The 18,914-nt window shown below is 50.4% G+C and carries 15 protein-coding genes; all 15 read right to left on the reverse strand.

Features of this window, described 5'->3' with window-relative positions; genetic code table 11:
* Positions 1-10: 10 nt before the first annotated feature.
* Positions 11-715 carry an ABC transporter ATP-binding protein gene (locus tag PAV_RS26185; protein ID WP_040736929.1) on the reverse strand — a complete coding sequence of 235 codons (705 nt, stop codon included), beginning with the start codon at positions 713-715 and terminating at the stop codon, positions 11-13.
* On the reverse strand, positions 693-1,556 hold the full coding sequence (locus tag PAV_RS26190; protein ID WP_005551112.1) for an ABC transporter ATP-binding protein: 864 nt from the start codon (positions 1,554-1,556) through the stop codon (positions 693-695). Before PAV_RS26190 ends, PAV_RS26185 begins: the two co-directional genes overlap by 23 nt.
* Positions 1,557-1,571: 15 nt before the next feature.
* A complete protein-coding gene (locus tag PAV_RS26195; RefSeq protein ID WP_005551114.1) occupies positions 1,572-2,948 on the reverse strand; it encodes a substrate-binding domain-containing protein in 1,377 nt (458 codons plus the stop codon).
* Positions 2,949-3,094: 146 nt separating this feature from the next.
* The gene (locus PAV_RS26200; RefSeq protein ID WP_005551115.1) at positions 3,095-6,082 is read right to left on the reverse strand and encodes an AfsR/SARP family transcriptional regulator; all 2,988 of its coding nucleotides are present in this window, start codon (positions 6,080-6,082) and stop codon (positions 3,095-3,097) included.
* Positions 6,079-6,444 carry a hypothetical protein gene (locus tag PAV_RS36580; protein ID WP_005551116.1) on the reverse strand — a complete coding sequence of 122 codons (366 nt, stop codon included), beginning with the start codon at positions 6,442-6,444 and terminating at the stop codon, positions 6,079-6,081. The genes PAV_RS26200 and PAV_RS36580 overlap by 4 nt, the downstream gene beginning before the upstream one ends.
* A gap of 103 nt (positions 6,445-6,547) precedes the next feature.
* Positions 6,548-8,212, reverse strand: coding sequence for a class I adenylate-forming enzyme family protein (locus PAV_RS26205; protein WP_005551117.1), 1,665 nt, complete (start codon positions 8,210-8,212; stop codon positions 6,548-6,550).
* Positions 8,181-9,362 carry an acetyl-CoA C-acetyltransferase gene (locus PAV_RS26210; RefSeq protein ID WP_005551118.1) on the reverse strand — a complete coding sequence of 394 codons (1,182 nt, stop codon included), beginning with the start codon at positions 9,360-9,362 and terminating at the stop codon, positions 8,181-8,183. The genes PAV_RS26205 and PAV_RS26210 overlap by 32 nt, the downstream gene beginning before the upstream one ends.
* Positions 9,363-9,669: 307 nt before the next feature.
* Positions 9,670-11,649, reverse strand: a complete 1,980-nt coding sequence (locus PAV_RS26215) for a methyl-accepting chemotaxis protein (protein ID WP_005551119.1) — start codon at positions 11,647-11,649, stop codon at positions 9,670-9,672.
* 247 nt (positions 11,650-11,896) lie between these two features.
* Entirely contained in the window at positions 11,897-13,546 is a 1,650-nt protein-coding gene (locus tag PAV_RS26220) for a putative polysaccharide biosynthesis protein (protein WP_005551120.1), read from the reverse strand.
* A gap of 143 nt (positions 13,547-13,689) precedes the next feature.
* Entirely contained in the window at positions 13,690-14,175 is a 486-nt protein-coding gene (locus PAV_RS26225; protein ID WP_005551121.1) for a DUF456 domain-containing protein, read from the reverse strand.
* Between the two features lie 45 nt (positions 14,176-14,220).
* Entirely contained in the window at positions 14,221-14,955 is a 735-nt protein-coding gene (locus tag PAV_RS26230) for a Cof-type HAD-IIB family hydrolase (RefSeq protein ID WP_005551122.1), read from the reverse strand.
* 253 nt (positions 14,956-15,208) lie between these two features.
* Entirely contained in the window at positions 15,209-16,093 is an 885-nt protein-coding gene (locus PAV_RS26235) for a metal ABC transporter permease (RefSeq protein ID WP_005551124.1), read from the reverse strand.
* Positions 16,090-17,043 (reverse strand): metal ABC transporter permease, encoded by a 954-nt coding sequence (locus PAV_RS26240; protein WP_005551126.1) that lies wholly within the window; start codon positions 17,041-17,043, stop codon positions 16,090-16,092. The genes PAV_RS26235 and PAV_RS26240 overlap by 4 nt, the downstream gene beginning before the upstream one ends.
* Positions 17,044-17,048: 5 nt before the next feature.
* Complete coding sequence (locus PAV_RS26245; RefSeq protein ID WP_005551128.1) at positions 17,049-17,819, reverse strand: metal ABC transporter ATP-binding protein; 771 nt, start codon at positions 17,817-17,819, stop codon at positions 17,049-17,051.
* A 48-nt stretch (positions 17,820-17,867) separates the two neighbouring features.
* Positions 17,868-18,866 carry a metal ABC transporter solute-binding protein, Zn/Mn family gene (locus PAV_RS26250; RefSeq protein WP_005551130.1) on the reverse strand — a complete coding sequence of 333 codons (999 nt, stop codon included), beginning with the start codon at positions 18,864-18,866 and terminating at the stop codon, positions 17,868-17,870.
* Positions 18,867-18,914 lie beyond the last annotated feature (48 nt).

Raw genomic sequence — 18,914 nt, forward strand, 5'->3', positions numbered from 1 at the left:
TAGCGATCGGTTATGCGATGCCCAAATACTTCCGTCGCGTCTCCTCATCGTGCCGCAGGTCATCCATCGTGCCCGCCTTCACGATCCGTCCTTCATCCATCATGTAATACGCACTGCCAATTCGGCTCGCCATCAGGAAATTTTGCTCGACTAGAAGCACAGTCGTCTTCGCCTTCATCTGCTTGATGGCTTCCATGAGCTTCTCCACCATAATAGGGGCAAGCCCTTTGCTGGGCTCATCAATGAGGAGCAATTCATTGTCGTTCACATAGGCGCGCGAGATGGCCAGCATCTGCTTCTGTCCCCCGCTCAACAGTCCGCTCTTGCGGTTCCAGAAACGCCGAAGATCCGGGAATAGTTCCAATGTCCATTCGAGCCGCGCAGCAGCCTGATCGCTGCTTCCCCGCAATGCAATTCGCATCGTCTCTCCCACGGTCAAATCGGCGAATATTCCCTGATCTTCGGGAACGTAGCCAATCCCTTTGCGGGCAATTAGATGTGTCGGAAGCCGATCTACACGCTCGCCCTTATAATGAATCTCTCCTCGCGATGCCGGATTCAATCCCATAATAGAGCGAAGAGTAGTCGTTTTGCCTGCTCCGTTGCGGCCAAGCAGAACCGTAATATCGCCAGCTTGCACTTGAAAGGTCACTCCTTGCAAAATGTGAAACTGTCCAATATACGTTTCAATTTCATTCACCTGCAGCAGCGTCATCATACAACCCTCCCAAGTAAGCCGACTGTACCAATTCATTGTTCATAATCTCATCCGGATGCCCGTCTGCAAGCAGCTTGCCATTGAACAGAACGGCGATTGAATCCGACAGATCAAGCACCATGTCCATCTTGTGCTCGATCAGCAGTATCGTGCGATCCTTGGCATCCTTAACACGACGGATAACCTCCATAATCGCGGGCACCTCTTCTACCGATATGCCAGCCGTAGGCTCATCCAACAGCAGAATAGAGGGTTGAAGCGCCAGAAGCATCGCAAGCTCGAGCTTGCGCTTCTCTCCATGCGCCAAATGCTTCGCCGTGGAGCCGCCCCTTCTCCCGAGCAGCACCATATCCAGCCAATGCTGTGCTTCTTCCTCGAACTGTCGGTATGCTCGAAGCGACCGATACCAATTCATCCGTACGCCATGTCTGGATTGGACAGCCAGCCGGACATTTTCCATAACCGTCAAATTGGGAAATACATTCGTAATCTGAAAAGAACGGCCCATCCCCAGTCTCGTCCGTTCAAACGGGGGCAGCGACGTAACATCGCGCCCCTCGAATCGAACTTGACCTGACGTTGCCCGCAGTTCCCCGCTTAACAAATTAAATAACGTCGTCTTGCCTGCCCCATTCGGTCCTATAATGGACTTAAAACGATTGCGCTCGACCGTTAAATCTACTTCCTGCACAGCGATATGCCCGCCAAACGCAATCGTCAGTCCTGTCGTTGCCAAAATCGTATCTGCAGCCGGGGACGAATGGGAGCCGCCAGCTCTATTCGTCCCTTTTTCAAGCAGCGAATCGGCTGTATGGCGCTTGTTCTCCGCTCCGCTCATGTCCCGACCTCCTTGTTAACGTTTGTTGTGAATCGGCGGTGCCGTCTCTTCCGGTAATAATTCACGGATAAGCACAGGAGCCGGATAATCGGTTCCGTCCTTCATCTCCAGCTTTACTGCGTACAGTGTCTGCAGCGCTTGATGATCTTCCGCACGGAATGTCATTTTGCCCTTAGGCGCATCAAATGTCATTCCCTCCATCGCTGCGATCAGCTTGTCGGCCGAAGTATCTCCGTCTGTCTTCTTAACTGCTTCCACGATTGCGATCGCCGCAGACATGCCGCCAGGCGTGAACAGATCAGGCAATTCGCCATTAAATCGCTTCGTATGCTCTGATACAAGCCATTTGTTCACCTCATTGTTAGGCAGGGAATGATAATACACCGAGAAGCCTTCCATACCCTCCAGCTCATGCATCGTTTTCAGAGCCGCAATATCTGGAGCACCGGTTGACAGCTTAATGCCTTGCTCAGTAACTTTCATGTCCTTGATCTGCTTCCACGGGGTATTCGCTCCGGCCCATACGACGAACAAATAATCCGGCTTCGCACTAACAATCTTCTGGATGTTCGCTGTAAAATCCGTAGCTGTTGCATCAGCGTATTGCTCTTCTACAATTTCCGCGCCAAGCTTAATCGCAGCTTCCTTAAACGCCTTTATTCCATCTCGGCCGAACGCTCCGTCAGGTGCAAATGTTGCAATTTTAACGCCCTGTTTCGCAATTGCTGCAGCGCCTGCGATCGCATCCTGCGAGGAATTGCGAGCTGTGCGGAATATATATTTGTTCCACATCTCGCCTGTGATGCTGTCTGCAACAGCAGGTTCTACGATCATGACCTTCTCATATTCCTCAGCAAGCGGCAGAACCGCGAGCGTATCTCCTGAACTGGATGATCCGACAAGGAAATCCACCTTATCCGTTTCTAGCAGCTTGGTGGCCTTTTTCACTGCCACATCCGGCTTCGTTTCAGTATCTTCCACAATAAATTCGATGGATCGTCCATCGACCGTCTTCGTTCCCTGTGTTGCGTAGTCGATGCCCAACTCGAATCCGCGCACGGTCTGCTTACCGTAGCTCTCCAGCGCTCCCGACATCGACGCAAGCACGCCGATCTTAATCGGAGTCTTGTCCCCATCCGATTTCTTCTTTCCCCCTTGATTGTTCTTATTTTCGGACGAAGCTGCTTCATTGCTCTCCTGCTTCACAGTCTTCCCGCCTGCCTCACTGCCGCTGCTTCCGCATGCAGCCGTCAACAGCAGGAGAAAAGACATAAAACTGAGCAGCAGTAGTCTTGTCATCTGAATGCGAACCGCTGGCTGCTTGCCATGAATGCGCTGCGATTGTTGCTTATGGTTGCCTGTTTCACGATTGAATAGTTGTTTCATAGACACACCAAAAAACCCCCTTACGAGTCATTTTCATTCATCATAAGAGGGTATAGTTGCAAATGAGTTGCATCGGGTAACCATTCGCTGCACATTTGCTGTTCGCTTTATCTAGTCATGTAAAACAAGCAGTATTCAGCAGCAGTACCCTCTTATTCATAGGGAAGCCCGCCCGATATTTCCAGAATAAGCGCTTGGATATCCTTCATCGGCTCAATGCCAAGTTCTTCTTCCAGCGCCTTGCGGCACTTCTGATACCAGCGCAAAGCTTGATTGCGATTGTTCATCTGCAAATAGCAAGCTATCAAAATCCGATATGCCTCTTCCCAGCAGCGATCCTTACCTACCATCGACTCTGCCCATCGGATGGCCTTGTCGAACGTGTGCATGGCAGCATAATGGCAGGACAATCTTTCTGCCCCGCGCATGAACAGCACCTGAAGCCGTTCTCGCTCCTCGATGCACCAATCCTCATATCGCCGTTCAGGCATATAGTCTCCTTCATAGAGAAGGAGCCCTTCTTCGAGCAGTCCAATCGCCTGCTCTGCTTCATCCGCTTCAAGTCCTTGCTCGATTAATTGCTCGAAACGAGTCGCATCCATTATCCACCCTGCGTTCGGATTCAGTTGGTAGGTCGTTCCTCGCCTAATGATGTAATACGGGGTTGAACGAACGCGACGATGCGGCTCCAAGGCGGTATTCAATGCATTAAGCGCTACCTTGAAGTCCCGATTGGCCGCCTTCTCTTCCGCTTGGGGGAATAACGACTCCAATAATTCCTCCTTCGTCAGCGGGCGATTACGTCTAGTCACAAGAAGCTGGAACAACTCCTTTGCTTTCCCTCGCTGCCAGTCCTTGTCGGATAATTCAATATCGCCAAGCTGAACCGCGAAGTTGCCAAGCGTGTGGATATACAGTGTATATCCAGGATGGTACGTAAGCTGATCCAATCCCAGTTCTGTCAGCAGCATAGATGCATAGGAGCGGCCTATATCAAGCCGAACCGCCTCAATGAGCAGTGGTATAAGCTGCTGCGTGTCACTAGGCCCGAACAAAGTACGACGCGTAATAAGAAAAGCGTAGCCTTCTCGCTCCGTCCGTGCCAAAAAGCGCTCCATTGCGACCGCAAACTTACTGTTCTGCCCTGTCCGATACGCACATAAGGCCAGCCACATCTCTACGGCGGCACTGCCGAATCCATCCCCGCAAGCAAGGAAGCGCTCGCTGCACTCACGGAATACATCCTCTGCCTCTGCATACCGATTCGCATTGAACAGTCCCATGCCCATGCTTAGCCGAATGAGCGAAGTAAGCCAGCCATCGTTGGCATATTGTGTCTTTTCCCACGCGTGATGTCCGTACCGCAGTGCCGTATCGGCGGAACGGGCCCGGCCGAACAACAGACACAGCCCCATGTACGGTTCTGCACTGCCGCGCTTTACATCAAGTCGTTCCATAATGGACAATGCCGCTTGGTAGCAGTCTGCAGCCACTTTTGCATCATACTTGCCGGTCAATTGTGCAGCATGCCCCATTCGCATCCACCCGCAGGCTTCAACGAAGGGCGCCTTGAGACGAATGCCCTGCATCATCCCCGCTTCCGCAGTCTGCTTCGCCGCAATCGGCTCGCCGCATATACTGCTAATCAGCGACAACAGCAGGTCGATCTCACGATGTGAGCGGGACAGCGTCTTCGAATGGTAGCTTAGACCACGGAACAGCGAGCCCTGCTCCTGCTCCATCGCCTGGGCCTGCATCAGCCTCGCCTTCGCCTTATGCAGCCTGCCTGTACGCAGGAACAGCCTTGCCTCCAGCAGCCAGTCCCTTCCCTCTGTGTGAATATGAATGGCACGGTCATACCAGAGCTGCGCCTCCGTACCTCTGCCCGCATTAAGCATATTTTCAGCCATCAGTGTATATAAACGACCTAAACGCTCACACTCCCCGGTTCGCACTTTCCTGCCTGCTTCATGGATAGAAGCTCGCAAGTGAACACTTTCAATTCCATTTATTTGCGCAGCACGCCCTCCATAAAGCGACTCTGCAAGTGCAATGGCTCGCTCCAGCAGCGGCTCTGCCTTGCCAGGCTGAATCGTATCCAAGAACAAGAGAGCCTGCCCTTCAAGCGCCATCATCTGAACGATACGATTCCCGGCACTATCCGCCTCATACTCCGCTATGCGATATTGGACAGAGGCCTCCTCATACTGGCAGCGGTAACGCAGGATGTCCCCATGGAGCACATGCAAATAAGGATGCCTGCGCATCGTACGCTCTGGAATCGTCAGCAGGGATGCATGGACAAATTCCAAATGACCTCCCTGAATCAGCTCTTCGCCCCCATCCTGCAGCAGAAGCGCCGTCTCCTCGGCATCCTGTAGCACCATTGCCTGCGCCATCGCCAAATCATAGCGGCTGTGCGACGCGAAAATGTGGATCGCCTGCTTCGCCAGTGATACGTATCGGTCTTGCTGTCTTCTGAGTTGATCCAGCAGGAATTCACGGAACAATGCATGGTAGCGAAATTGTTTGTCGTCGACTGCCGTCAGGAAGCCGCCTCCGCATAGATCGGACAGCAGCGCGTGCGACCCGCTTCTTCCGCATACAGCATCACACCACTCGCCTGTAAGCTCGTCAAAGATGCTCGTCTCCAGCATGAAGGCGCGCATCGATAAGGATTGCTTTTGGAACAGCTCCAAGGCAAGGAATTGGAACAACTCCTCCATCGTATCTCTTGGCGCCCGCAGAAGCTCTTCCAGCGAGCCATTGGAAGACAACTGCCGCTGCCATATGAGCTGCACTGCAATAATCCAACCCTCCGTCTGTCTATATATCCGCTCAAGCTGCCGCTTAGTAAGCGGGTATCCATAATAATCACTATAGAGTACATCAATTTCTTCTTCATTGAATGCAAGCTGTTCCTTGCCGATTTCCAGCACATGACCTCGGATGCGCAGTGCTGCAAGGCCATCCCACTGCGGTCTAGCGCGTGAAGAGATGACAATGCCCAGCTTGTCGCAATCCGGCAAATAGGACACGACATACTGCATCCACTCGTCAACGCTTGTATTCGGCTCGACAAGGTGGTAATCATCAATGATAAGCACCGTTTTCTTTGTAAGCGATACCAATTCATTCAAAAAATATCCGCCAATGCAATGATGTCCTCACTGCTGTTCCGATTTCCGCCGCTATGCAGCTCAGCAAGCAGCGATTCCCCAAATTCAGAAACCGACTGCCGCAACGTATAAATGATATGGGAAACAAATGGGATGAAGTCGTTATCTTGAGGAGATGCTCCGTACCATGCATACGTCATGTCCGAGGAGCGCAGATAGGCAGAGAGCGCCGTCGTCTTGCCGAATCCCGGGCCAGAGGTCAATATTGTAAGCGGGAAGTCCATGATGCGGGATAATACCTTGGCAAGGCGAGGACGATGGAGCAGCTGCTTCTTCAGAGGGGGCGGCATTAATTTCATTTTCAGCACGCGGCCTTCTTTCATGCAGAACCTCCAATTCCTCCATTTTCCAATGTTGTCCTGACTATTGTATCATAGTTGCATTCGCTTCAAGCATTTTTACAAAAAAATGAGCGGCTGACCTCGGTCAACCGCCAAACCATACCTTCATTTCCTTTTTGTCAAGCTTGCCAACCACCGTCTTCGGGAGCTCTTCCGCGAGAACGAATCGCTTAGGCACCTTATATTTTCCAATTCTCGCTAGACAGAATTGCTTGAGCTCTTCCTCCGTCAATTGCGCAGCTTCTCCCGTACCGACCGCAGCCACGACAACCTCGCCCCATTTCGGATCTGCGATCCCAAGCACCGCAGCCTCCAGCACCTTCGGGTGACTTTCGAGAATCTGTTCTACTTCAAGCGGATACACATTCTCGCCTCCAGTAATAATCATGTCTTTCTTTCTGCCCACAATATAGTAATAGCCTTCCTCATCCCTTCGGGCCAGATCCCCAGTCAAGAACCAGCCATCCCGCATCGCTGCCTCTGTAGCTTGGGGATTGTTCCAGTAATGAGAGAACAAGTGACCACCCCGGAGTGCAAGCTCACCCACTTGCCCCTTTTCCAGCACATAGCCGCCATTGTCTATAATTCGGGCTTCTCCAAGCAGCATCGGCATTCCGACCGATCCCGGCTTTGCCCGCGCTGCTCCCGGTTCTATGACGAAATTGTTCGGGCCAGTTTCTGTCGCGCCATATCCTTCTTTGAAGGGCAACCCTCTGGCATGGAATGCTTCATACACCGGGAGCGGACATGGAGCTCCGCCAGAAAGGAAGGTGCGCATATTCGGGAACGTCTCATTTTGAAAAGAGTCGCATTGGACAAGTAGATGATACATCGTCGGTACCATCAACACGATCGTACAGCGCTCTTCTCGGAGGAGCCGAACCATATCATTCGCTTGAAAGCTTCGTACAAGCACAACCGTCCCCCCAGCCATAAGCATAGGGAGAGTCAGCGCATTAATCCCTCCTGTATGGAACATGGGCAGGATGGTTGCCGTGACGTCCAATTCGTTCAATTGCCAGCTGATCACGGTATTCGCCGCATTCCAAAATACAGAGCCATGTGAGAGGACAACCCCCTTTGGCTTCCCCGTTGTCCCTCCGGTATAGATCATGAGCCACGGATCGGCAAGGAGGATCGCGGCCTGCGCAATTGCCTCGCCAGGCTGTACATGCTCAACTGTTGAGACTCCGACGGCAATCTCTGCCGCAGCTTCATCCATAGTCTTGTCCCCTGCATTTACACGCTGCTCGTAACTAACGTCGGACTGTGCATACAACGGAATCGATACATCCAAACGTTCAATTGTATCCCCCTGAATAGCTTCAGAAATGACAGCAAGCGAAGGATCAGTTCCGTCATAGAGCAGCACCTTGGGAGAGCAATCGCGTACAATTTCATTAAGCTCTGATTCGGCAAGCCTCCAGTTCATCGGAACGGCAATCGATCCAAGCAGCCGGCAGGCAAGCAGTGCATCCACCATTTCCACTTGATTCAGCAGCAGCACAGCGACGCGATCTTCTGCACCGACACCATGATGCTGAAGGACAAGAGCCAGCCGCCTTGCGCGAAGGGCAAGCTCCCGATACGTGCACCGCTCCCCCGTATGAACATCTACAACTGCGATTTTATTCGGCGTCTTCTCACATCGATGCTCGAACCAGTATGCGGCGCTGTCTCCTTGTTCAAGGAATCGCCCGAGAACTTGACGTTCATGTTCAGCCCCGTTCGACGATGACTGCGACACCATGACCGCCTCCTACGCAGAGCGCAGCCGCGCCGTATTTCACATTTCTCCGTTCCATCTCATGAAGCAGGCTCACGAGCACTCTTGTTCCACTGGCGCCGATCGGATGGCCGAGAGCAATCGCCCCGCCGTTCACATTGAGGTTCTCTGTATCAATGCTCAGTTCCTCGGCAACAGCCAGCACCTGTGATGCAAAAGCCTCGTTAATCTCGAACAGTTCAATGTCCTGCATGCGAAGTCCCGCCTTCGCAACTGCCTTTTTCAGAGCCGAGACAGGCCCCAACCCCATCCATTCCGGCTCCACGCCAACTGCCGCGTAGCCGCGAACAATAGCAAGCGGGGACAGGTTCCGCTTCACACCTGCTTCTGAGCTGCACAATACAACTGCCGCGGCCCCATCATTGATACCTGATGAATTGCCTGCCGTAACTGTTCCATTCGCGATGAATGCGGGCTTCAGCTTACTTAACGCCTCAAGTGTCAGCCCATTGCGAGGGTGTTCATCTATATCCACTATCCGGTACGTTCCCTTGCGTTCAGGCACACGAACATGAACCAGTTCCGCCTCGAATTTCCCTGCACGCATTGCAGCTTCTGCACGCTGTTGGCTGCGCAGCGCATAGTCATCCTGCATGTCGCGCGTAATCTGATAGCGCTCAGCAAGCCGCTCCGCTGTAACGCCCATCGGCTGCTTTAAGAAAGCACAGGTCAGCCCATCATGCAGCACGGTATCCAATAGCTCGCCATGCCCATACTTATATCCCTGTCGCGCTTGCTTCAGAATGTAAGGGGACTGCGTCATATTTTCCATGCCGCCGGCTACAACGATGTCCGCATCTCCTGTCCGGATATTCTGCACGCCGAGCATGACTGTCTGTAAGCCGGAGCCGCAGACAAGGTTCACCCCTGCGGCAGGCGCATGAATCGGGATACCTGCCTGCAACGCAGCTTGACGTGCTCCATTCTGCCCAACGCCAGATTGCAGCACCTGTCCCATCCACACTTGATCCACCTGTTCCCCCGCTACGCCAGCGCGACTGCAAGCTTCTTGAATCGCAATGGTTCCCAATTCCACTGCGGTAACCTCTCGATAACTCCCTTGAAACGATCCAATCGGGGTGCGCGCTGCACCCGCTATCCACACCTCATTCATCTGTTCCACCCCACGTTCAGGACTTGGATTGACGCTTGCTAGAGCAGGTCAACAACATATTCACAACTCAGAATTACATGCCATTAGTCATTAGACCGTGCATGAAACCTGATTTTGGATCGTGCACCCGCAAGCCTGTATATCCACCATTTCCAGTAAACGCGATAGCAGTTACAAATCAGTTGCATGGAACAGATTTCCCATTCGAAATAACAAAAAGCACCTGACCCGCAAAAGCGAGTCAGGTGCCGTATCAATGCAGTATTTCATTCTCGTTCCAATTATCAGGGGATCCCCATATCAACAGTTATGCCTTGAATCTAGCAGCAAGCTGCTGCAAATCATCGGCAATCGTAGCAAGATGGTTGGCGTACGAAGCCATTTCCTGCATGGCTGCATTTTGCTGCTCGCCCGCCGTCGCTACATTTTCCATCTCAAGCAGCGTCGTATTTGTCATTTCACTTGCTTCATCGAACGAAGACACTATTGTGCCATTAGCTTGAGCAAGCTGTGTGCTCATTTGAGCAATATGAGTTAACTGAACGTTCATTTCATCGACTGCTGCGAACATATCGGCAAAGCTGCTCGTCACTGTCTTCGTGACCTGCTGACCTTCCTCTACGGAAGCTGAACCGTTCTGCATCGCAGACCATACTGCTTCAGAACGCTCATGCACATGCTGAATCATGCCTGTAATTTGTCCTGCAGCCTCATTGGTCTGCTCTGCCAGCTTGCGGACTTCGTCAGCTACTACCGCGAAGCCCCGTCCATGTTCGCCCGCATGCGCAGCCTCAATGGCTGCATTCAAGGCAAGCAGCTTTGTTTGCGCGGACAATTCTTGAATGAATACGACAATGCGGCGAATATGCTGCGATTGCTCCATTAGCTGTTCTGTCTCATTTTTAGCCAGCTCTGTATGCTCCGTGATGGCATTCATTTGCGAGCGTACATTGCTCAATGCCTGCTCGCCTCGCACTGCCCATTCACTCATATCATTAGCAGCCTCGGAGGACAGACTTACCAGCTCAACAACTTCCTTCAGTTGTCTTCCTGATTGGTGGGCATCGGATCGTACTACCTTCAGTCTATCATTCAATAGTGACGATTGGGCTGACACCTCTTGATAAGAAGCTGCAACCTGCTGCAGGGAAGCTACATTTTCCTCTGTATTAGCAGAAAGCTCCTCAGCAGAAGCGGCAACTGTCTCGGATACTTCGCGAATACGCAGCAAGACATCGGTCAAAGACTGCGCCATTCGATTGAAGTTTTTCTCCAAACTGCCAATCTCATCACTGCGATTCGATTCTTTAATCCGCTCTGTAAAGTCGCCTGCTGCAATTCGTTCCGTCAATTGCTGCACACGTACAACTGGACGAATTATGCTCGTTACAAATCGCCATAAAAATAATCCCATTAAAGCAATAAGCACCGCAAGGAAAATCGAAGCGATGAGAAAGATGTTATTCGCTTGACTGTTAATTTCCGACAATGCGACAACAGATACGATGTTTAATCCCATTTTGTTCCGTTTATCGTAGCTGACGAACTCATTGCGGCCGGCCGCATTCGACTTATAAGAACCGTGGTCGTTTGCCGTTACCAATTCACCATATGTTGCTTCATCTAGAACCGTTCCCTGCTTGTATACCGGATGCGTTACGACCTGATTATCCTTGTCAACAAGGCTGATATAACCGCTTTTTCCTACTTTGTATCTCTCTACGGCCTTGTTAATCCGATCGATTGCCACATCAATGGCAACAACCCCGTTCTTCTGTGGGAGCTCCTGAGCGAACGTAACGACCAAATCATTCGTTATCGCATCGCGATACGGCTTTGTTACAATGACTTTGCCGCCGTTATTCATTGCCTGCTGATACCAGCCCCGCTTCTTCGCATCAATCGTCTCATCACTGTCATTAGAACTGTGTATGTATTGATTATTTACGAAGACATATGCCGCATAGATATTGTCAATATCTTTGGCAGTATCCAGCATCCGCTCACGGATCCAGTCCTTCTGTTGCGACTTCTTGCTAATGCTTTCAGCCAGACTGTTCACCGTATAGGCATTCGAATCATACATGTCATCCAACATGCCGACAATAGATTCGGTAGCCTCATTCACTTGATTGTAGAACATGTCCTTCGTATTGCTAGCTGCCGTTCCTGTTAGGATAATAATAAGAATGATCGTCGGAACGACAATAAATAGTGCAAGCAAGCATATTATCTTTTTGTGCAAGGAACGTTGTATTCCTGCAGTCCATTGAAAAGTCCTCTTCATGCTGACTCTCCTTTACCGATTCTCGTTGGCAAAATACGTTTGGTATATCGGTATAAAACGGTAAAAGATTAATACATTGTTACAAAATCAGCGCATGGTAATTCACACCAAACTTCTTTTGGCTTAAAATAGCAGGGTTTGCAATCTCGTGAACAAAGCCAAATATAAAAAAGCCCATTGGGAGCGATGTACAAAATATGCACATTCCTCCCAATGGGCTTATCATGCTTTTATAAATGAATATGGACTATCCTCGTTCTCCCTGCAATCTCATTAATGGTCGCAGTACCTTTTGAACCGCACGCGGATACCCAGACAATTCATCATATCGAATTACACGGAAGGCAACTAACCCAATTACAAATAAGGCCACGACCACGACAGCTACGATTCCAGCGGTAAACATAAAGGCCAGCTTAGCCGGCAATATGCTTACCAACTGCTCTCCCAGCCATTCGCAGGCATACCCGACTCCACCTGACAGCATAATTGTTAGCAGGAAGCCTATCCAGCTATTGCCCAGCACGGAAAACGGAACAACCTTCTTCATGACACGAAGATTGAGCCACGTAATGAGCAGGAAGCTTAATGCAGTTCCCCCAATAATTCCGTAAATGCCGAAGAAATGAACAAGCGAGAAGCTGGCAATAAGCTTGATAATAATACCTAATGTTACACTGATCATGGCGATATAAGGTTTGCCAAGACCAATTAGAATCGAGCTTGACGTCATCATCGTTATCTGGAAAATCGTGCCGAGCGTTAATGCCGCGATAATTCCTGCGCCGTCCAACGTACTGAACAGGAAGCCGTTCACGGAGTATGCCGCTACCGATAATGCCAATACGATCGGCATGCCGCTCAATACAGAAATTCGCATCGCCAGAGTTGTCTGCCGCTTCAAGTGAACCATATCCCGCTTTGCGAAAGCCGCGGAAATAACCGGGATGAGCGACGTGCTTAACGCTATCGCCAGTATTGGCGGAATGCCAGCGATCGACTGTGCGCGCTGACCCAGGATACCATACAGATGCTTCGCCTCATCTAATCCTACTTCTGGATTCAGCAATGGGATCGTTATGGAAGTATCAATAAAGTTAACAGCCGGCACGGCAAGCGATGATAATACAATCGGTACGGACATGGCAAAAATGGAACGGAAAATATCAGTAAGCGGTACTTTCTTCGCACCTCTGCGCCGCGCGCGCACGCCCGCTTCGCGATCTGCCTGCCGCAGCTTGCGCAAGTAATACAGCATAATGATGAAGGCACCAATGCTTCCCAATACTCCGCCGAAGGAAGCTCCAGCTGCGATCCATTCTTGGGTCTGCCCCGTACTCATCAATATATAAGCAAGGCCAATCGCCGTAAAGACACGCAAAATCTGTTCTACAATTTGCGATACACCGCTTGCCTGCATCATATTGCGTCCTTGCGTATAGCCGCGCATCATGGCAATGACCGGGAACAGCAGCAGCGCTGGGGCCAGTGCGCGAATAGCAAGTGCGGCTTCCGGCAATTGAATCATGTCCGCATACACGCCTGCAAACGCGATGAGCAGCAAGGTTGTGATCACACCAGATATGAGACCGAACAGCAGTGCAGCATAATAGACCCGCTCTGCTTCGCGCACCTTGTTCAGCGCATAGCGTTCGGATACCATCTTACTTAATGTGCTCGGGATACCCGCTGTCGCTATTGCAAGTATCATCAAATAGACTGTCTGTGAGGCAGCAAAAGAGGCGTTACCCACAGAACCGAGCATATGCTCAAGCGGAACGCGCTGGAATAGCCCTAAGACGCGAGCGACGAGGGTAGCCGCTGCAATAATGAGCGTTCCTTTAATAAATGATTCCTTTGCCAAACGTTTCCCTTCTTTCTGTATGCTAGCCCGCATCCTTATCAGTCCGAACATACTTCATTCATTTCTATTCATCGTGGCAGCTGCCACTATACCTTCACCATAAAGAAGGAAAAAGCTGCTCCATAAGACAAGCCCTGTCTCATTCAGACAGCAGCCGTCTTATGGAACTTTTACTATTAGAACACAAACAACCAGAGGAAGAACAGGACAATCATCACGATTTGCAGCGCAAATTTGACGACAATACTTGTAAATAGACCGACAACCGCCCCGATGGCTGATTTTGTCGATCTTTCCATACTCGCTCCTGTTATGATCTCTCCGATGAACGCGCCTAAGAGAGGCCCGAGAATAAGACCGAACGCCGGAATGACGAATGGGCCAATGATGACCCCTATCGTACTTCCGATGATCGATGCTCTTGAGCCTCCGAACCGCTTGACGCCCCAAGCATTGACAACGTAGTCGGCTATAAACAGCACGGCTACAATCAGCGTCTGAATCGTCCAGAACCAGAATCCGAATGGTTCAAAGCTAATGCATAGTCCATACACAAAGAATGCTGCATAAATTGCCAGCGCACCAGGCAAAATCGGATAAATTGCCCCTGCCATCCCGACAAGGAACAACACAATCACACTAATCCAACCAAAAATAACCATCCGTTCCACCACCTTGCACGAGGATAACCGCTCGTGAACAACCTTTTACAGCAAATACTCTTTAATCACTTGAGCAACACCATGCTCGTTGTTCGTTCGTACGACGACATCCGCAGCTTGCTTTACTTCGTCCTGCGCATTTCCCATTGCTACACCAAGCCCAGCGGCTTGAATTGCCGCCATATCATTCAAGCTATCCCCTACAGCAACCGCTTGGGATATGTCGCAGCCTATAAGCTCGCATACTGTCTGTATCCCTGTCGCCTTATTAACGCCGGCAGGGTTAATCTCAATATTATGCGGCGAGGAATTCGTCAATTCCAAGCCTCCCATGGCACGCAGCTCGCGCCAGAGTATTTCGCGCACATGATCGTCTTTTGTAAAGTAACCGAACTTGAGCCATTCCTCCGCTTCAATATCCGCTCCCCAATTCTCCTTGTTGTACAGCCGTTCCGTCGAATATGCCCAGAACCAGACATCATGCTCTTTAGACATCGCGTACATGCGCTTGATGGCCTCGCGATCCAAAAGATGGCGCAAGTGCAATTCACGAGGATTTTTCCACACTTCACTTCCATTCACTGTGATCATGGGAGAATCCAATCCCAGTTCTGTCGCATAAGGAAGTGCGTTAACGAACGCACGGCCAGTGGAGAACATAACCGTTATTCCCGCATCGCAAGCACTGCGAATTGCATCGGAATTTTCCTTCGAAATTCGCTGATCATCATCCAATACCGTTCCATCCATATCGAGAGCCAATAGTCTATATTTAGTCATCTCATCCGTCACTCCTGTCCCTGATGCGTTCTGCTTCAGACGAGTTGTGATTCGTTATTTGTCGAAGCTTGTAACACTAATGTCATTCATTGTCATGCACAAAATTTGCATAACGACATTGTATCATACGGAGGCATTTACAACAAAGAATTCCTTTCCTTCACCTGTGTCGATTCAGGCATTCTTTTTCTTGCGAATATAACAAAAACACCCCCATCTCCGAATTCAGGAGCAAGGGGGTGTCTACAGGCAGCTACATTGCCGTCATCTCAGCTATGCGGCGGCGCTTCAGCAGTCGAGCAAGCATGCCGTGAGACGGGGACAACACAAAGGCAAGCACGAACAATGCACCAGCCACCGTTACCATCATCCCTGCAATTGAGGCATCCAACAAGGAGGACAAATAGTATCCCGCAATTGCGCATATAATCCCAATCGCCACACTGTACATAATCATGAGACTCAGGCGCTCTGTCAGCAAGTAGGCCGTAGAAGCCGGGACGATAAGCATGCCGACGACAAGGATAGCACCCACACTTTCAAATGAAGCCACCGTCGTCATGGACACGAGCCCCATCAGTAAATAGTGGAACAGCACGACCGGAATGCCGCAGGCAATGGCCATCGCCGGATCGAAAGCACATATTTTGAATTGCTTATAGAACAGCCCGATAACGAGCAAAATCACAAGCAGTGTAAAGCCGAGTATCCACACTGCCTTTGGCACAATGTCAATGCCGAACAAAGTCATCGTATTCCAATGAACATACGCAATTTCACCAAAAAGGACACAATCCAAATCCAGATCCACATTGCGTGCATTCAAACTTACGAGCACCACTCCAACCGCGAACAATGCGGTAAACACCACACCGATCGATGCATCGGATTGGACACCGTTATGCTGGAACAGCTGAATAAGAAATACAGTTAGTAATCCTACTGCGGATGCGCCAAGCAGCATGATGAATGAGTCACGCGAGCCGCTCATTATGAATGCAATGACGATGCCCGGGAGAACCGAATGACTAATTGCATCCCCAATCATCGACATTTTGCGAAGTACAAGGAAGCAGCCCAATATGCCGCAAGTTGCAGCCACTAGCGCTCCGGTTAGTATAATCCATAGGTCTGTCACAGAGACGCCTCCTTTCGCAATCGAGGTTCCGTCTCCTCCAGACGGATTCGCTCCTCCATCCGAATCGTTTGATGATTGCGGATTCGACGAATCCATTTCGCAAGCACACCGCGGCGCGGTGCGATTATTACCGAGCAGCAGAAAACAAAGGTAGCAGCCAATACACTGAGCGGGCCAGTAGGCAAATTGCTCGTCGTCGTACTAACTAGCGTACCGATAATACCACTGACCGCTCCAAACAACCCGCTTAGCAGTACCATCAATCCGAGCCGATCTGTCCAATAGCGCGCAGATACCGCAGGCGTAATCAACAGTGCCGCAACAAGCACAACGCCAACCGCCTGAATGCCAACAACGACAGCAATTACGGTAAATAACATGAGCAGCTGCTCCAGTACGCCGACCGGAAACCCAAGCCCGCGCGCAAATCCTGGATCGAAGCTAAGCAGCTTGAACTCTTTAAACAACAGGCTGCATGCAACAATGATAAACACCGACACACCCGCCATTGTGTACACATCACTTTGTATCATAGAGGCCGCTTGTCCAAAAAGGAACTTGTCGAGTCCGCTTTGGTTCCCATAGCTGGAATGCTGAATTTGCGTCAGCAATACAATGCCTACACCGAAGAACACCGACAGCATGATGCCCATTGCCGCATCCGCTTTAATGCGCGTATAGCGCGTCACAACCGAAATCCCCGCTGTCGCCAGCATCCCGGACAAAAAAGCGCCGAAGAAGAATAATGGCAGTGACTTGACCCCTGTCAGCATAAAAGCAATACATATGCCCGGAAGGGCAGCATGGGCGAGTGTATCTCCAACCAAGCTCTGCTTCCGCAAGTAAGCAAAGCTGCCGACGATGCCGCTCATCAGACCGAGCAGCAAACAGCCAACGAGTATCCATTGCGTATTCGGATCGCGCAGTATATCCCAAGATATTCCGAACATTGTACTCACCTCGATCCTACCATGACGGCGCCCGCATTTTGATCCAGCACGGTAAGTCTGCCGCCATAGGTTTGCTGCAGCATGCTTGTGTTAAATATTTTCGCTGTTTCTCCACATGCAACCAATTCCACATTCAGCAGCATCACCCAGTCGAAATATTCCTTCACCGTTGCCAAGTCGTGATGAACAACGAGAACGGTTTTTCCCTGACGCTTCAATTCATTTAATAACGTAATGATTGCCTTCTCCGTCATCGCATCCACACCGACAAACGGCTCATCCATAAAGTATAAATCCGCATTTTGGGCAAGCGCCCTTGCTAAAAATACACGCTGCTGTTGACCGCCGGACAACTGGCTAATTTGCCGATCCGCAAAGTCCGCCATCCCTACCTTTGCTAAACAATCCAGCGCGATCGCCTTCTCCTTCGCCCCCGGACGCTTGAACCATCCTAAGTGACCGTAGCGGCCCATCATTACGACATCAAGTGCATTCGTCGGAAAGTCCCAATCCACAGATTCACGCTGTGGGACATAGCCTACCCGTTTGCGGCTTTCCGAATAAGGTTTGCCGAATATGCTCACCTCTCCGCTAACTCTAGGAATCAGACCGAGGACGGATTTGATAAGTGTCGATTTTCCTGCACCGTTCGGTCCAATAATACCGATCAAATTGCCCTCCGGTATCGTAAAGCTCACATTGCGTAAAACTGGCTTCTTCTGATAGGCCACAGTCAAGCCGCTCACGCGAAGCGGCGAGTTCCCCTTCTCTTTCATTCTTATTCGCTCCTCTCCTGCTGCGTTATCCAATTGAAGTTATGTACATTACTTCAGCGCATCCACAATCGTGTTGACGTTAAAGCGAACCATGCCAATATAAGTACCCTCTTCTGTTCCAGGCTTGCCCATTGCATCCGAGAACAATTCGCCGCCAATGGCGACATCATGTCCCTTTTTCTTCGCTCCTTCAATGACCGCTTCAATCGCCTTCTTCGGCACGCTGGATTCAATAAATACGGCCTTAATCTTATTGTCTATCAGATAATCGCGAAGATCGGATACATCCTTACTTCCATACTCAGATGCTGTACTAATTCCTTGAAGCCCCATAACCTTCATACCGTATGCCTTGCCAAAATATCCAAACGCGTCATGTGCAGTAACGAGCACACGGCTGCCTTCCGGAATTTCTGCTATCCGCTTGTGCACATACGCATCAAGCTCCTGCAGCTTGTTTACGTACGCCTCTGCCCGCTGCTTATATGCTTCAGCATGTGCTGCATCGTATTCAACTAGCGTGTCACGGATGACCTCGGTCGCCTTGATCCAATTTTGTACGTTGAACCAAATATGCGGGTCATGCGATTGAGCTAATGTCGGATCCGCCAGCAGCTCAGTTTCTGGAATCGTTTTGGAGACAGGAACCGTCGTCTTGCTGCCGCTCATTTTCTCCAAAATATCGACCATCTTGCCTTCCAAATGCAAGCCATTGTAGAATACGATATCCGCATCATCTAGCTTCTTAATGTCCCCTTGCGATGCCTTGTATAAATGAGGATCAACCCCTGGTCCCATCAGACCAATCACATCAACGCGCTCACCGCCCACTTCCTTCACTGCATCGGCGATCATTCCAATTGTAGTCGTTACCTGAATCGGCTGATTTGTATCCTGCTTATTTACATCTTCCTTCTTGCCTTCGCTTGTACTGCTGCACGCAGCCAGACCTAAAGCGACGCTCAAAAACAATATGGTCATCACCAATCGCTTTAACGCCGAGTTCATTTTGAATTTTCCATTCGGTCTTACCACTGTCTTCGCCATCTTTTGTCCCTCCCATATGATAACCTGCCACTTTTTGTAATGATTACG

This window comes from Paenibacillus alvei DSM 29 (genome assembly GCF_000293805.1).
In the GTDB taxonomy this organism is placed as follows: Bacteria; Bacillota; Bacilli; order Paenibacillales; family Paenibacillaceae; genus Paenibacillus_B; species Paenibacillus_B alvei.

What these genes read in the sequence shown, in the direction of transcription:
- PAV_RS26225 (WP_005551121.1), bottom strand. Translation starts at nt 14,175, where the DNA reads ATGGTTATTTTTGGTTGGATTAGTGTGATTGTGTTGTTCCTTGTCGGG.
- PAV_RS26205 (WP_005551117.1), bottom strand. Translation starts at nt 8,212, where the DNA reads ATGGTGTCGCAGTCATCGTCGAACGGGGCTGAACATGAACGTCAAGTT.
- PAV_RS26190 (WP_005551112.1), bottom strand. Translation starts at nt 1,556, where the DNA reads ATGAGCGGAGCGGAGAACAAGCGCCATACAGCCGATTCGCTGCTTGAA.
- PAV_RS26230 (WP_005551122.1), bottom strand. Translation starts at nt 14,955, where the DNA reads ATGACTAAATATAGACTATTGGCTCTCGATATGGATGGAACGGTATTG.
- PAV_RS26220 (WP_005551120.1), bottom strand. Translation starts at nt 13,546, where the DNA reads ATGCGGGCTAGCATACAGAAAGAAGGGAAACGTTTGGCAAAGGAATCA.
- PAV_RS26240 (WP_005551126.1), bottom strand. Translation starts at nt 17,043, where the DNA reads ATGTTCGGAATATCTTGGGATATACTGCGCGATCCGAATACGCAATGG.
- PAV_RS26215 (WP_005551119.1), bottom strand. Translation starts at nt 11,649, where the DNA reads ATGAAGAGGACTTTTCAATGGACTGCAGGAATACAACGTTCCTTGCAC.
- PAV_RS26210 (WP_005551118.1), bottom strand. Translation starts at nt 9,362, where the DNA reads ATGAATGAGGTGTGGATAGCGGGTGCAGCGCGCACCCCGATTGGATCG.
- PAV_RS26185 (WP_040736929.1), bottom strand. Translation starts at nt 715, where the DNA reads ATGACGCTGCTGCAGGTGAATGAAATTGAAACGTATATTGGACAGTTT.
- PAV_RS26250 (WP_005551130.1), bottom strand. Translation starts at nt 18,866, where the DNA reads ATGGCGAAGACAGTGGTAAGACCGAATGGAAAATTCAAAATGAACTCG.
- PAV_RS26245 (WP_005551128.1), bottom strand. Translation starts at nt 17,819, where the DNA reads ATGAAAGAGAAGGGGAACTCGCCGCTTCGCGTGAGCGGCTTGACTGTG.
- PAV_RS36580 (WP_005551116.1), bottom strand. Translation starts at nt 6,444, where the DNA reads ATGAAAGAAGGCCGCGTGCTGAAAATGAAATTAATGCCGCCCCCTCTG.